The organism is Allobosea sp. UNC402CLCol (genome assembly GCF_000745475.1).
Taxonomy (GTDB): domain Bacteria; phylum Pseudomonadota; class Alphaproteobacteria; order Rhizobiales; family Beijerinckiaceae; genus Allobosea; species Allobosea spartocytisi.
Genome location: NZ_JQJJ01000015.1, coordinates 43,484 through 58,222 on the forward strand (window position 1 = coordinate 43,484; position 14,739 = coordinate 58,222).

At 65.3% G+C, this 14,739-nt stretch carries 12 protein-coding genes and 3 pseudogenes; 8 read left to right on the top strand and 7 right to left on the bottom strand.

Features of this window, described 5'->3' with window-relative positions; genetic code table 11:
* Positions 1 to 11: 11 nt before the first annotated feature.
* The 7 genes and pseudogenes from GY40_RS20325 to GY40_RS28320 all read left to right on the top strand — a co-directional run.
* On the top strand, positions 12 to 1,076 hold the full coding sequence (locus GY40_RS20325) for an ABC transporter ATP-binding protein (RefSeq protein WP_038366184.1): 1,065 nt from the start codon (positions 12 to 14) through the stop codon (positions 1,074 to 1,076).
* Between the two features lie 14 nt (positions 1,077 to 1,090).
* Positions 1,091 to 1,951: an ABC transporter permease subunit gene (locus GY40_RS20330; protein WP_051988369.1), complete on the top strand. Its 861-nt coding sequence runs from the start codon at positions 1,091 to 1,093 to the stop codon at positions 1,949 to 1,951.
* Between the two features lie 12 nt (positions 1,952 to 1,963).
* The gene (locus GY40_RS20335) at positions 1,964 to 2,758 is read left to right on the top strand and encodes an ABC transporter permease (RefSeq protein ID WP_038366187.1); all 795 of its coding nucleotides are present in this window, start codon (positions 1,964 to 1,966) and stop codon (positions 2,756 to 2,758) included.
* A 94-nt stretch (positions 2,759 to 2,852) separates the two neighbouring features.
* The gene (locus GY40_RS20340; protein ID WP_038366190.1) at positions 2,853 to 4,901 is read left to right on the top strand and encodes a hydantoinase/oxoprolinase family protein; all 2,049 of its coding nucleotides are present in this window, start codon (positions 2,853 to 2,855) and stop codon (positions 4,899 to 4,901) included.
* A 23-nt stretch (positions 4,902 to 4,924) separates the two neighbouring features.
* Positions 4,925 to 6,625 carry a hydantoinase B/oxoprolinase family protein gene (locus tag GY40_RS20345; protein ID WP_051988339.1) on the top strand — a complete coding sequence of 567 codons (1,701 nt, stop codon included), beginning with the start codon at positions 4,925 to 4,927 and terminating at the stop codon, positions 6,623 to 6,625.
* Positions 6,622 to 7,647, top strand: coding sequence for an Ldh family oxidoreductase (locus GY40_RS20350; RefSeq protein ID WP_038366193.1), 1,026 nt, complete (start codon positions 6,622 to 6,624; stop codon positions 7,645 to 7,647). Before GY40_RS20345 ends, GY40_RS20350 begins: the two co-directional genes overlap by 4 nt.
* Positions 7,648 to 7,982: 335 nt before the next feature.
* Positions 7,983 to 8,161, top strand: a pseudogene (locus GY40_RS28320) (IS30 family transposase); the annotation flags it as partial.
* A 62-nt stretch (positions 8,162 to 8,223) separates the two neighbouring features.
* On the opposite strand, the gene GY40_RS20355 reads toward GY40_RS28320, so the two are convergent.
* Both GY40_RS20355 and GY40_RS20360 read right to left on the bottom strand, forming a co-directional pair.
* Complete coding sequence (locus GY40_RS20355) at positions 8,224 to 8,697, bottom strand: SRPBCC family protein (protein WP_038366196.1); 474 nt, start codon at positions 8,695 to 8,697, stop codon at positions 8,224 to 8,226.
* A gap of 38 nt (positions 8,698 to 8,735) precedes the next feature.
* A complete protein-coding gene (locus GY40_RS20360; RefSeq protein WP_038366199.1) occupies positions 8,736 to 9,599 on the bottom strand; it encodes an SDR family oxidoreductase in 864 nt (287 codons plus the stop codon).
* Positions 9,600 to 9,703: 104 nt separating this feature from the next.
* Between GY40_RS20360 and GY40_RS20365 the strand changes: the two genes are divergently transcribed.
* Positions 9,704 to 10,609, top strand: coding sequence for a LysR family transcriptional regulator (locus tag GY40_RS20365; protein ID WP_038366202.1), 906 nt, complete (start codon positions 9,704 to 9,706; stop codon positions 10,607 to 10,609).
* 221 nt (positions 10,610 to 10,830) lie between these two features.
* Here the strand turns inward: GY40_RS20365 and GY40_RS20370 are convergent.
* From GY40_RS20370 to GY40_RS20385, 5 genes and pseudogenes are all read right to left on the bottom strand, one after another.
* A pseudogene (locus GY40_RS20370) lies at positions 10,831 to 11,493 on the bottom strand (LysR substrate-binding domain-containing protein); the annotation flags it as partial.
* Positions 11,492 to 12,133: pseudogene (locus GY40_RS28325) on the bottom strand (hypothetical protein); the annotation flags it as partial. The pseudogenes GY40_RS20370 and GY40_RS28325, both read right to left, overlap by 2 nt.
* Before the next feature lie 207 nt (positions 12,134 to 12,340).
* Positions 12,341 to 12,721, bottom strand: coding sequence for an NUDIX hydrolase (locus GY40_RS27230; protein ID WP_248311232.1), 381 nt, complete (start codon positions 12,719 to 12,721; stop codon positions 12,341 to 12,343).
* Positions 12,722 to 12,793: 72 nt separating this feature from the next.
* Positions 12,794 to 13,585, bottom strand: a complete 792-nt coding sequence (locus GY40_RS20380; RefSeq protein WP_038366208.1) for a 5'/3'-nucleotidase SurE — start codon at positions 13,583 to 13,585, stop codon at positions 12,794 to 12,796.
* Between the two features lie 2 nt (positions 13,586 to 13,587).
* Positions 13,588 to 14,736, bottom strand: a complete 1,149-nt coding sequence (locus tag GY40_RS20385) for an MBL fold metallo-hydrolase (RefSeq protein ID WP_038366211.1) — start codon at positions 14,734 to 14,736, stop codon at positions 13,588 to 13,590.
* Between the last annotated feature and the right edge of the window lie 3 nt (positions 14,737 to 14,739).

Sequence of the window (14,739 nt, forward strand, 5' to 3'; positions counted from 1 at the left end):
GATAGACCGTCATGACCGACACCAGCACGGCACCGGGCCAGGGCTTTCTCTCCATCCGGGGGCTGACCAAGCGCTATGCCGGCTTCACGGCGGTCGACAATCTGGACCTCGAGGTCCCCAAGGGCGAGCTCGTTGCCTTCCTCGGCCCCTCGGGTTGCGGCAAGACGACCTCACTCAGGATGATCGCCGGCCTCGTGCCGGCGACATCGGGACGCATCGTCGTCGGCGGGCAGGACCTCACCGAGGTTGCGACGCACCGCCGCGACATGGGCCTGGTCTTTCAGAGCTACGCGCTGTTTCCGCATATGAGCGTGGCGAAGAACGTCGCCTTCGGCCTCGAGATGCGCAAGGTGCCGAAGGACGAGATCGCGAAACGCGTGAAGGAAGCGATCGCCTTGGTGCATTTGACCGGCAAGGAAGAGCACCGGCCGGCCCAGCTCTCGGGCGGTCAGCAGCAGCGCGTGGCGCTCGCGCGTGCGCTCGTCATCCGGCCATCGATCCTGCTCTTCGACGAGCCGCTCTCCAATCTCGACGCGAAGCTGCGCGACGAGATGCGCAACGAGATCCGCGACATCCAGCGGCGGCTCGGCATCACCGCGATCTTCGTGACGCATGACCAGAGCGAGGCGTTGACGATGTGCGACAAAGTCGTGGTCATGAACCAGGGCCGGCTCGAACAGCTCGGCACGCCGGTCGATCTCTACGAGCGCCCGAAGACCGCCTTCGTGGCGAGCTTCGTCGGCCGTACCAACCGCCTGAAGGCCGTAGCGACGGACGGCTTCGCCGATTTCGGCGGCCAGCGCTTCGCGGCGCCCGGCGACCTGTCGGGCCCAGTCGAGGTGATGGTCCGTCCGCATCGCATCGCCCTGGCACCGACCGGCGGCGAAGGGGTCGCGGGCACCATCATGCGGGCGACCTTCGCGGGCGATATCCTGCAATACGACATCGACGTCGCCGGGCAGACCGTCTCGGTCGAACTCGCGACGCGCGGCGGCGAGACCGTGCTCGCGCCGGGGACGACAGTCGCCCTGTCGTGGCGGCCGCAGGATGTCTTCGTCTACGGGGCGGCGGCGTGAGCGCGGCGATCACCATGCCAGCCGCCGTGGCCAAGCCGCGCCGGAACGGGCTTGCGCTGGTCATCGCGCTGATCGCGCCGATCGCGCTGGTCAACGCCTTCGGTTTCCTCGCGCCGGTGCTCAATCTCGCACGCATGTCGTTCTACGAGGTCGAGCCTACCGGTACGATGCGCGAGGCCTTCTCGCTCGCGACCTGGGGTAAGGTCATCGCCGACACCTTCTACGCCGAGCTGATCGTCAACAGCATCACAGTCAGCCTCGGCATCACTCTGCTGACGCTGATCTGCTCCTATCCGATCGCGCTCTATCTGCACCGCTCCAGCGGCACCTGGAGGACGATCCTGCTCGTGCTGGTGATCTCGCCGCTGCTGACCTCGGCGGTGGTGAGGACCTATGGCTGGATCGCGATCCTCTCCGAGAACGGGTTGGTCAACAATCTGGTCAGTGGCCTCGGTCTCGAGCGCCTGCGATTGATGTTCAACAAGACCGGCGTGGTCATCGGTCTCACGGAGATCCTGATGCCCTATATGATCCTGGCGCTTCTCGCCGGCTTCGGGCGGCTTGACCCGCGTGTCGAGGAGGCCGCATCGACGCTAGGCGCGCCGCCCTTCACGATCTTCCGCCGGATCATCCTGCCGCTGACGATGCCCGGCATCGCGCTCGGCTGCCTGCTCTGCTTCGTACTCGCGGTCTCCTCCTTCATCACGCCGAAACTGCTCGGCGGCGGGCGCGTCTTTCTGCTGGCGACCGAGATCTACGACCAGGCGATCGTGACGCTGAACTGGCCGCTGGCCGCCTCGCTGTCGATCCTGGTGCTCGTCATCTTCGGCGCCGCGCTCGTGCTCTACACCCGCGCGCTCCGCGCGATCCTGTGAGGGAGGCTGGTCATGGATGAACGTCCCGTCTCCCCGGCACTGAAGCTGCTGGCGTTCCTGATGTTCGCTTTCCTGTTGGCGCCGCTGATCGTCGTTGTGCCGATCTCCTTTTCCGGCGACAGCTATATGATGTTCCCGCCTTCGAGCTGGAGCGTTAAGTGGTATCCGGCGATCTTCTTGGACGGGAAGATGACTGCCGCCTTCTGGACCAGCCTGCTCCTCGCCTGCGCGGTCACAGTGCTCTGTCTCGTCATCGCATTGCCTGCGGCCTTCGCGCTGGTGCGGCTGAGGCCGCGCGGGGCAGAGGCGCTCTCCAGCCTCTTCACCGCGCCGCTCTTGCTGCCGACGATCGTGCTCGGTCTCGCCATTCTGATCGTCTTCGCCCGCTACGGGCTGCTCGCGACCTTCCCCGGCCTCGTCGCAGCCCATCTCGTGGTGACGCTGCCCTATGCGCTGCGCGTGCTCGCCACGGCGCTGTCGACGCTGCCGATCGCTGTCGAGGAAGCCGCTTCGACGCTCGGCGCCTCGCCTTTCACGGTCTTCCGCCGGATCACCCTGCCGATGATGAAGTCGGGACTGATCGGCACGACGGCGCTGTGCTTCCTCGTCTCCTTCGACGAGGTCGTGCTCTCGCTGTTCATGACCGGCCCGCGCATCCAGACGCTGCCGGTCGCGATGTATCACCATGTCGAGCAGCAGGCGGACCCGCTGGTGGCGGCGCTCTCCGTGCTCCTCGTCGTGCTCACCCTTCTCGTCGTGCTCGTGGTCGACCGGACCTCGGGCCTGGCCAAGACCTTCGTCAAATGAGCCGGCCGAACACGTACTAGCTCGAACCGAACACCGCCTTTCGACCACCCGACCCGCTCGCCGTCCGCGAGCGGGAACACTGGAGCCTTGCCTGATGGATCAGGATATTCGCATCGCCGTCGATATCGGCGGCACCTTCACCGATATCGAGATTCTCGATGCGACCTCCGGCGCGATGCACCAGATCAAGACGCCGAGTACGCCGGCCGATCCCTCGATCGGCCTGCTGACCGGTATCAGGCAGGCCTCCGAGCGCTTCGGCTTTCCGATGGAGGCGGTGCAGTATCTGCTGCACGGCACGACCATCGCGACAAACGCCGTGCTCGAACGCAAGCTACCGCTCGGCGCTGTCGTCACGACGGCCGGCTTCGAGGACGTGATGCAGATTGGGCGCCATGGCCGCACCGATGTCTATGCGATCACGCTCGCTCAGCCCGAGCCGCTGGTGGCGCGGCGCTTCTGCTTTGGCGTGAGCGAGCGCGTCAATGCCGCGGGCGAGATCACCGTGCCGCTCGACGAGGCTGGCGTACGCCGCGTCGCCACCGAACTCGCCAAGGCCGGCGTAAAATCGGTCGCGGTCTGCTTGCTGCATGCCTATGCCAACCCCGCCCATGAGCGGCGCGTTGGCGCGATCCTCGCCGAGCTGCTGCCAGGCGTCGCGATCACGCTCGCCTCCGACATCTCCCCCGAGATCCGCGAATATGAGCGGATGTCGACGACCGCGCTGAACGCCATGCTGGTGCCGATCGTGCAACGCTATACCGACCGGCTCGCCGGCCGCATGAAGGAGGAGTTGCCGGAAGCGCAGGTCTATCTCGTGCAGTCGAATGGCGGCGTCTCCGGCCTCGCCAAGGCCGGCCGCGAACCGGCGCGACTGTTGTTGTCCGGCCCCAGCGGCGGCGCCGCCGCGGCCAAGCGGCTTTCGGCCGAGCTCGACGAGCCCAATCTCGTCGCGGTCGACATGGGGGGCACCTCCTTCGACGTCTCGGTCGTGCATGACGGCGCGATCTCGATGGTCAACGAGGGCGAGGTCGACGGTTTGCCCGTGCGCCTGCCGATGATCGAGATGCGGACGATCGGCGCCGGCGGCGGCTCGATCGCCTGGGTCGACGAGGGTGGGCGGCTTCGCATCGGCCCGCATTCGGCAGGCGCCGATCCAGGCCCCGCCTGCTACGGCAAAGGCGGAATGAAGCTCACTGTCACCGACGCCAACCTGCTGCTCGGCCGCCTCGACGAGGCGAGCTTCATGGGCGGTACAATGCCGCTCGACCGGCAGGCCGCGCAGAAGGCTGCACAGGAGATCGCGAGCCGCCTCAAACTCTCGGTCGACCAGGTCGCGGCCGGCGTCATCGACGTCGCAAATTCGGCACTGGCGACAGCGACGCGTCTTTCGCTCTTCGAAAAGGGCATGGACCCCGAGGACTTCGCGCTGCTTTCCTTCGGCGGCGCCGGCGGCGTCCATGCCTGCGAGGTCGCGGAGGAACTGGGCATCCGTCGCGTGATCTTCCCGGCCCATGCCTCGACGCTCTCAGCCTGGGGCATCCTCTGGTCCGACATCGCCCATGATCTCAGCGCCACGCAGATCGGTCTCTTCGCCGATCTCGCACCCGGCCTGGGCGAGAAGGCCAAGCGCCTCGTCGCGGAAGCGCGGCAATTGCTGACCGAGGACGGCGTCACGGAAGCCGCGCAGAGCTTCGAATGGGCGGTGGACCTGCGCTATTCCGGCCAGGCCTTCGATCTGCGCGTCGCGCTCGACGATGCCGATTTCGCACCTGCGGGCGTCGCCAAGGCGACCGCAGGCTTCCATGCCTTGCATCGCCAGCGTTTCTCCTATGATGAGCCGGAGGTGCCGGTCGAGATCGTAGCGCTCCGGCTGAAGGCCGTCGGCCGCCTCGCCAAGCCGGTGCCCGCGCAAGGCATCGAGACGAAGGTCGACGACACCGCGCCGACCCGACGGGTCCATGGCCGCCATGGCGCAGTCGCGACGCCGGTGCGCAAGCGCGACGCAATTGGCCGCACCGCGCCGGTCGCTGGTCCCGCCATCGTCGAGGAGCCCTACACCTCGATCTATCTCCCCGCCGGCTGGACGATCCTGACCCATGCGTCGGGCGCCCTGATCGCCGACCGCGCCGACAGCCATTGAGGTCCCAGATCATGACGAAACCCATGTCCAACCCTCAGCCGGGCATCGACCCGATCCGCCTCGAGGTCATCCGCAACGCGCTGGTCGCGGCGTCCGAGGAGATGAGCATCACGATCTGGCGCACCAGCCGCTCGACCGTGGTGCGCGAGATTCTCGATTTCTCGACTGCCGTCTTCGACGCGGAAGGCAACAACATCGCCCAGTCGGCGCGCATCCCCGTCCATCTCAACTCGATGTCGGACTGCCTGCGCACGATCCTCGACCGCTTCATCCCGCTCGACCAATGGCAGGACGGCGACGTGATCGTCACCAACGATCCCTATTCCGGGGGCCAGCACCTGCCGGATATCCAGACCTTCCGGCCCGTCTTCGTCGATGGAAGGCGCGTCGGCATCGTCGGCACCCTCTGCCACCATGTCGATGTCGGCGGCGCCGCCGCCGGCAGCTACTACGCCGCCGCGACCGAGGTGTTCCAAGAGGGCATCCGAATCCCGCCGCTTCGGCTCGTCGAAAAGGGCGTGCTCAACACTGGCGTCTTCGAGATGCTGCTGCACAATGTCCGCCAGCCCGACGAGACGCGCGGCGACCTCAACGCGCAGATCGCGGCGCTCGGCATCGGCGAGCGCGCCGTCGCCCGCATGGCCCGCAAATACGGCGCGGATTCGCTGGCTGCCGCAATGGCGGCGATCCTCGACGGCTCCGAGGCGATGATGCGCACCGGGCTGAAGGCGCTGCCCGATGGCGAGGCCTGCTTCGTCGAGCTGGTCGACGATGACGGCCAATCCGACGAGCCGATCCGACTCGCCGTGAAAATCGTCAAGACCGGTGACAGCATCGCGCTCAATTTCGCCGGCTCCAGCCCCCAGGTCAGCGGCCCGGTCAACAACACCCGCGCCATGACCTGCTCCGCCGTCTATTACGCTCTGCTCGCCGCGCTGGGCGGCGACATTCCCGCGAATTCCGGCTGCTACCGGCCCGTCACCGTGACATTGCCCGAGGGCAGCGTCGTCGATGCCGTGTTCCCGGCACCCGTCGCGGGGCGCATGGTGATCAATCACCGCATCGCGATCGCCGTCTTTGGGGCGCTGGCCGAGATCGCGCCCCAGCGCATTCCAGCGGCCTACTACGCGATCTCCTATGTCTATGCGCTGCAGACGATCGGCCGGAAGGGCAAAGGGCAGGTCTATTTCGACATCGAGGTCGGCGGCTGGGGTGGCCATGCCGGCGGCGACGGTGCAAGCGCGCTCTCCTGCGGGCTGCACAACAACACCAATGCGCCGATCGAGATGGTCGAGGCGAAGTACCCGGTCACCTTCACGAAATACGGACTGATCCCGGATTCGGGCGGCGCCGGGCAATTCCGCGGCGGGCTCGGGCTCGTCAGGGAATGGCGGCTGGAATCCGATGCCGGCAAGCTCGGCGCCCATTTCGAGCGCTTCCGCTTCCCGCCGCATGGCGTCCATGGCGGCCAGCCTGGCTCGCTCAGCAGCATGACGATTACACGGCCCGATGGATCGCGGATCCCGTTGCGCTCGAAGATCTCCGGCATTCCGCTGAAGCGCGGCGACGTCGTCACGATCGAGACCTCGGGCGGCGGCGGCTTCGGCGATCCGCTGAAGCGCGATCCGCAGCGCATCGCCAAGGACCTCGCCGACGGCATGATCAGCCCCGAAAAAGCCGTCTCGCTCTATGGCTACTCCGAGCAGATGGGAGCCGTCGCATGAGCGATGATCAGCCAATGGACGCCGTCCATCTCAGCCTCTCCGACGTCGAAGCGCTGACCCGGCGGGTGTTGACCGCCTGCGGCGTCGATGCGCGCAATGAACCCGCGATCACCGCTTCGGTGGTCGCGGCCGAGGCAGAGGGCATCCACAGCCATGGCCTCGCCCGGCTGCCGACCTATTGCGAACATGCCAAGGTCGGCAAGATCGACGGCAAGGCTCGTCCAGTCCTGGATAGCCCCCGGCCCGGCCTGGTCCGCGTCGACGCGAAGGGGGGGTTCGCCCATCCGGCCATCGATTTCGGCCTGCCCGCCCTGTGCGAGGCGGCAAAGGCGCAGGGCATCGCCGCGCTCGCGGTGACCAATTCCTATAATTGCGGCGTCGTCGGCTACCATGTCGAGCGATTGGGACGCGAAGGATTGCTCGCTCTCGCCTTCGTCAATGCGCCGGCCTCGATTGCGCCGATGGGCGGCACGAAGCCGGTCTTCGGCACGAACCCAATCGCGCTTGCGGTGCCACGCGCCGGGGCTGACCCGCTGGTCCTCGACCAGTCGTCCAGCGTCGTCGCCAAGAGCGAGATCGTCGTTCACCAGCAACGCGGCGAGCCGATCCCTCTCGGCTGGGCGCTGGACAGTGCCGGCAATCCCACGACCGATCCGCAGGCGGCGCTGGCGGGTGGCACGATGGTGCCGGCCGGCGGTTACAAGGGCGCGGGGCTCGCGCTCATCGTCGAAATATTCGCAGCCTGGCTGACCGGCGCCAATCTTTCGATCGATGCCTCCTCCTTCGCCGACAATCTCGGTGGTTCGCCGCGCACTGGCCAGTTCTTTGTCGCGATCGATACCGGCGCGATCGCTGGTCCCGGCTCAGGTGAGCGGCTCGAACGCCTGTTCAGCGCCATCACCGAACAGGAGGGCGCGCGCCTGCCGGGCGGGCGGCGCAGCGGAGTCCGGCTCCGCACCGCCGCCGAGGGGATCACTATCCCCAAGGCCTTGCACGAGAAACTGCTGCGCTACGCGGCCTGATCGATGGGCGCTGTCACATTTCGGCGTCCGCCCCGACCGCCTTCAACCAAGCCAGCGATTTTAAGAAATCTCATCCGACTCTAGACGTCCGGAATGGGCCAGTTACACCCTGCCTGGCAATGCAAGTTAGACTTCCCGAAAGCGGCTGTCACAGGGACCGTTGTGGGCGGAAACCGTTGAAAAAATCGGCCTGCGAGCGAGGCGATCAACAGCTGCGATTTTGCCGGCGAGCGCTTTCGCCTTTCACGTGGCCCCGATCTGTGGCCCATTTGGCAGGAGCTTGGCGAGCTTCCTGAGGTTCCGGGCTGCCGCGGCGAGATGGGCTGCCGAACACCTTGCGCACTTATGTGCAGGAGTGTCTGGCCGGTTTGGTGGTTGCGCCCAACGAGACCGCGGTCGTCGGCCCCATGGTCGCTTGGAAGGGACGTCGACAAGAGCGACGATGGGCACGGTCCTAAGTCCGGAACAGATTGCGCGACGTTTGCCGCTCAATTTTCCTCACGACCCGACCGTGCCCGCTCCTGACATCGGTCATGTGCCCTCCTTCTGTTCGCTGGATCATGAGGGAGGCGAGGATCAGAGCTTGCCTTCGGCGAGCATCTCGCGGGTGCGCTCGAGCGTGGACAGGAGGGCGGCCTTGTAGCCTTTGTCGCTGTCGAATTGGGCCTGTTCGACGTGTTCCTCGGGACCGTTCGGCGCCTTGCCGCGCAGTCCGAGGTAACAGTAGAATTTTAGCTGTAGCTCGCCTGCTTCATCCTCGAACAGCTCGTTGATGATCGCGCCTTCGCGCGGGCCGGTCGCCTGGAAGAAGGTCACCTTGCTCTGTGGTTCGAGGGTGATGATCTCGCGCAGGTCGGCACCGGCGATGGTGGCCTCGCGCACGAAATGCGTCGCGCTTTCCTCCGTTACGTCGCAGCGGGTGCACAAGCCGGGCGGAAGGAACAGGCGCGCATCGCGCGCCTTCAGCTCCAGGCCCTTCCAGACCTGCGCGCGGGTGAGTTTGGTCTCGCCTTCCGGATTCACCGGGACGGTGGCGGTCGAATAGATCATGACGATGGTCCTTGTCGGTTTGTTCGGAATGGCGGATGTCAGCCGGCGATCTGCGCGACGTAGTCGCGGTAGGAGCGAAGCGGCCTGCCCAGCAGGGTGGTGAGGCGGTCGACGTCACCACTGTCGGGGAGCATGCCGTCGGTCAGGAAGCGCTCGGCCATCAGGCCCATGTCGAGCGCCATCCAGCTCGGCATGAACTGGCGCAGGTTCTGCTCGAAGGCGGCGATATCGTTGCCGGGGAAGGCGATCGTGCGGCCGAGGACATCCGACCAGATGGCTGCGGCGCTCGCGCCGGTCAGCGTATCGGGACCGACCAGGTTGATGCGGGTGAGCGGGAGCGGCGTGGCCGACTGCTCGCGACGGATCAGTTCGATCGCGGCGATCTCGCCGACATCGCGCGCGTCGATCATCGCAAGACCCTTGCTGCCGATCGGCATCGGGTAGATGCCGTAGCCGGTGACCACGTCCTTGATCGTGATCTCGTTGTCCATGAAATAGGCCGGGCGCAGGATGGTGGCGTTGAGGCCCATCTGCTCGATCATGCGCTCGACCCCGAACTTGCCCGCGAAATGAGGCACGTTCACGTAAACGTCGCTGTGGATCACCGAGAGGTAGACGATCCGCTTGATCCCCGCCTCGCGGGCGACGTTGAGCGCGATCAGCGCCTGAGTGAATTCGTCGGCGACGACCCCGTTCAGCAGGAACAGCGTCGAGACGCCGGACATGGCGCCGCGTAGCGCATCGACGTCGAGAAGGTCGCCCTGGACGACGTCGACGCCAGCGGGGAATCTGGTCTTGGCGGGATCGCGGACGAGGGCACGCACATCGGCGCTACGGGTGACGAGCTGTTCGACGACGTTACGGCCGACATTGCCGGTCGCGCCGGTTACGAGAATGGTCATGGAGGTCACTCCTGGGTTGAGCCGTTTGGCTGCCCTGAATTTAGCGATCCACATCCGCGCCAATAGACGCCATATCTGGACAGACCGTCTCACTGGTGAAACACATGGACCTGCTCGCCCTCGCCGATTTCAATCTCGTCGCCCGTTACGGAGGGTTCGGAAAAGCCTCACGCGCCGCAGGCCGCCCGAAGGCGACGCTGTCGCGCCGTGTTGCGGAATTGGAGGCCAGCCTCGACCTGAGACTGTTTGAGCGCGGGGCTCGCGTCCTGAAGCTGACCGAGGAAGGACGGGCGCTGTTCGAGCGGACGGGCCAACTGCTCACCGAACTGGGCGAGACGGCTGCGGCAATCGCCTCAGGGGGACACAGCCCCCGAGGCCGGCTGCGGATCAGCGCGCCGTTGCTCTTCTCCCAGATCGCGATGGGGAAGCTGGCTGCAGGCTTTGCGCTGAAATATCCGGATGTCCGGCTTGAGGTCACGACCGAGGACCGACCTGTCGACATGGTCGAGGAGGCCTATGACCTCGTCATCCGGGTCAATCCCGAGCCCGATGAAAGCCTCGTCGGACGGGTCTTCCTCCGAGACCGGCTGGTGGTGGTAGCGAGCCCGAAACTGCGGAGGCCTCTGGATGGATCGGCCGTTCCGGTCGTCGTGCGTGGCCCTGCCCGCCAAGGCGAAGTCTGGAACATCGAGACCCCAAAGGGTAAGTCGGAGGTCGCAGTCAATCCGGTCCTGAGCTTGTCATCGCTGATCATGGTGCGGGATGCCGTGCGAATGGGGGTGGGTGCTGGGCGCCTTCCGATATCGCTCGTCAGTCACGATCTCGGCGACGGCAAGCTGATCCATTGGGGCGATGTGGGAGGACCGGAGATTACGTTGTGGACGCTCTATCCAACCCGCCGCCTGCTGAGCGCGCGCGTGTCGGCCTTCCTCGACCATCTCAGACAGGCATTCCCGAAGGGGACGCCCGATGAGCTGGCCGCTTATGTCGGAAGATTCGAGGTCTTGTAGGGGAGCCATCGCGTCTGGCTCAGTCGTGACGCCGGCTCCCCAGGTCAACGGAGTCCAGGAGTGCTGCTGCCGGCACGCCGGAGCATCTGCGCTGAATGATGGCTGAAAAAACTGGCCGGCTCCATCGCGCCATCAGCGGACGTTCGGCCCTCGCTCGGAAGCGGATATAGCAAACTCTCACCAAGTCACGGAGACCTGCCAGTACGACGAGATACCTCTGGCTAAGACGCTACGTTCAGGAGCGACGATCCAGCCAAGGTTTCGATCATATGTTCGATGAAGGCACGCACTCGGTGGGGCACCGGCCCGCCACCGACATAGATCGCGTGAACCAATTCCAGATCGCCCGGGTGCCAGTCCTCTAAAAAAGGCACTAGCCGGCCTGCCGCGATGTCCTCGGCGACATGAAACAGCCCGAGCCGCGCGATGCCGGCACCAGCAAGCGTCATCTGCTTCATCGTCTCACCATTGTTCACGACAAGGCTTCCCATGACTGGCTGCTCCAGATCCCGATCCTCGTGACGGAACGGCCATGACGGCCGTGCGCGACGGAAGTTGAAGGTCAGGCAGTCATGACGCTCAAGATCGGCGGGCTTCTGGGGCTTGCCCCTGCGTTCCAGGTAAGGGGGCGCTGCGCAGACAATGCGCCGGCTCTGTCCCAGCTTGCGCGCGATCAGGCCGCTATCCGGCAGGTTTCCCATGCGGATGGCGACGTCGGTCTTTTCAGCGAGCAGATCGACTATGCCGTCCGTGAAGCTCAGATCGACAATGAGATGCGGATTGCGAGCAATGAACACCTGCATGGCCGGGGCAACAAACATCGTTCCGAACGGAATCGTGGCGCTGACGCGCAGGCGTCCGCGCACCGCCCCGCCCGCCGCTTCCATCCCGCTGGATCGTCAGCCGCCATGGCTCGTAGAAGGTGGTCTGGTCGTAAGCCGCATCCGAGCTCGTCCGCTTGACCGTCTTCACGAAAAAGGCGCCAGGGTCATCGGCGCCAGCCAGCAGCACGCGGCGGTGGCACGTGACATAGGCTTCAATTTGTTCGTAGAGCCCGCCGAAATCTGGCAGAACCAGCCTAAACGGCTTGCTCCCGAAATACGACGACGTCGCGTTCTTGAAGGCGACGGAAGGGATCAGGACCTCCCAGCCTCCATCCCTGTCGCTCCAGCGCAGCTCGCCTCGCTTAAGGTCCTCCAGCTGACGTTCTGAGCGCGGGATCTGCCCCCGCGGGCAAACCAGGAGCTGGCGCAGGTTCTTCTGTCTAAGCCCGAGATGCAGGCCAAACCGAAGCATCAGGAAAGAGCGGACGGCTTCCGCGGCCTGGCGCGGATAGCGCGACGGATCGGGCAGCAGGGCGAGGATTTCCTCGGTGATCTTGCGATATTCCCCGACCGGGCTTTCGGCTTCGAGAACCGGCATGATCGGCTCAAACGGGTCGCGATGGACGCGGGCGACGCGCTGGATCTCCTTCACGCGCCCGGTTGCGTGCTTGAAGAAGGCGTCGCAGGTGCCATGCCAATCGGGAGCGATGGGCGCAGTTCCGCACTTTGTCGCCGATGGAGAGGCCGCGCTCGGCCAATGACCGATCTCTGGACCGTGGCGCGCTGCACGCTGGATGACGAGGTGCAGTGAACCGTACTTTCAGATCCGTGCAACTTTCATTCGACGGAGACTGCGTTCGATAGAGTGAGCCGCATCGATTGTGTCAATCGGGCGTCCAATCATCACTCAAATGCAGACGCCCTTCAGAAGTTTACGTAGCCCAGGTTCCTCGACCAGATCCGCTGCATCTTGCCATTTGAACCAACTGCGTAAGCGCTCACCCTTTTCCGGCCAATCGGAGTGCTCTGCAGCAACATTCAACACATAGAGACGAACCTTACAAAGGCTGAAATACCCATCCATACGCTTCCAATAAAGATAGCGTCCTATAGGCTTTTTGCGAATGCGGCCGACAACGCCGCCCTCTTCAAACGCTTCTTTAGCGGCTGCCTCTGATCCCTTGAGCTTCTTGACGGGCCAACCTTTTGGAAGCGTCCATCGCTTGGTTGACCTGGTCGTGACCAGCAAAATCTCCGCCGTACCATCGTGCCGGCGCCGCACCGGCACGGCAGCCACCTGTGGGAGAGGCTTGGAGTTAGGTGGGGCTTTGGCCATCGCAGTGCCGGGATCTATAGGCAGTCATTCTGCTTCGGTCGGATGAAATTCTCCTGCCGAAACAGGCTGCTGGGCGGCGTTGAGACCCATGGCGAAGCTTTGGGGAAGAGGCGCTCCGTCAGACCAGCAATGACGCACGATTGCGATACGGCCTGCATCGATCAGGCTGTTCTCGTCACCGGCTCTGTGGCTATGAGGTCGTCCGCGGCGGATGCGCCAGACGATGCGATTGCCGTCTTCCGTTTGGATATCGGCAGCTGCGGCGATCTTGTCGCGACCGATGGAGGCGAGTTCAGCCTCAGCCGGCAACGCCTTCGGCAGGTTGACACTGAGAAAGACGCCTTCGCGCACCCAGTCTTTGCGCTTTGTCCAGAGCTGCTCTATCAACGTGGCCAGCGCAGCCACGTCCTGTTCCTCCGAAGTGCCGCCCCTGGTGCGCGAAAAACCGATTGCCGGAATATCCCAGAAGCTCGCCTCGCGCGCGATCGACAGCGTGCCGGAATAGGCGGCGTCCTCTGCGGCGTTGCGCCCGTCATTGACACCGGACAGCACGAGGTCCGGCTGGCCGCCGTTGCGGAACAGCACCGTCATCGCCGCGACGACGCAATCGGCCGGCGTTCCGTCGAGCGCATAGTGTTGTTCCTCGCGCCGCGTGAGCGTCAGATCGCGGTCGAAGGAGAGATGGTGGCTCGCCGCTGTCCACTTCCGTTCCGGCGCAACCACCCAGATGTCGGAAGCCACGCGAGCCGCCGCACGGCGGAGAAGTGCGATACCAGGAGCATCGATACCGTCATCATTGGCGATTAGGATTCGCATGGTCAGACCTCGATGACGTCGCCAGGCTTGAGATCGGCGACGAGGTTGGGAATGTCGGCTGCGAGCGCGCGGGCTGTCGGCTCATCGCAGGAATGAGCGAGCACGCGCCGGGCGCCGCTCGCCGCCGCGATACAGGCGTTCTCGGGTAAGGTCGGATGGGTCGGGAAGCGCAACCAATCGGCCTTCCCCGCTGTGCGCATGGCATCTGCGGGGCTGCCTTTCGGGATGTGACCGGTCAGCAGGACCGGGTGACCGTCGCGGCGCGCCTGGGCGAGAGCGGCTCTCGAAGGCCCCGCGAGCCCCATACCGTCGTCGCAGAGTAGCGCAGCCACCGGCAATGGTTGACCCTCCTGCCATGAAACAGCGTCGGCGAGCCGGGCCGATAACAGATCAAACGCGCCCGACTTCAGCCAGGCGGAGGCCGCAATCTGTTCGGCCAACGCCGCTTTCATCGACGGATGAATGGCGATCGGCCCCTGGATCAGCCCGAGCAACTCGATGGAACGGCCGGACAGTGGCGTCGGCAGCACTGCGCCTTGCGGATGCCCCGCGAGCCAGCGGGAGATGGTGGCGCCACGCTCTGCCGCGGGGACGCGATCCTCGCCATAGGAGGCGTCGATCAGCAAGAGGTCGCAAGGCGGCAGAGGATCCATGGCGAAGACCGGGCTCGCCGGCACAACGTCGCCGCAGTAGCCGACGCTGCGGCCTTCGGCGCTCAGATGGCACCAGACACCGCCGACGACATGCCCACTGCGGCCGGTCCGGATCGCAATCGGGCCGAGCCTGAAATCCTCGCCAGCGGCGATGATCTCGGGCGTGCTCTCCGCGGCCACCGCGCGCTCCTGCGGCGTCGCATAAGCCGCGAGCGTCGCGTCGGTTTCGGCGGCGCTTTCTGCGGTCATGAGGATGCGGCCGGCAAAGCCGTGGGTGAGGCACCAGCCCAGCGCCGCGACATGGTCCTCATGGGCGTGGGTCACGATGATCGCATCGAGCCGCTTCAGCTCGTCAGGCGTGATCACGGGGTAGTAGTCGGGGCCCCGCGGCGCGCTGGTGTCGACGCCGACATCGAGCAGAAGCCGGGTCCCGCCATGTTCGATACCGATACAGGTCCGACCCTTCTCGCCGACCCCGCCATGGATCTTGATTTTCATGCG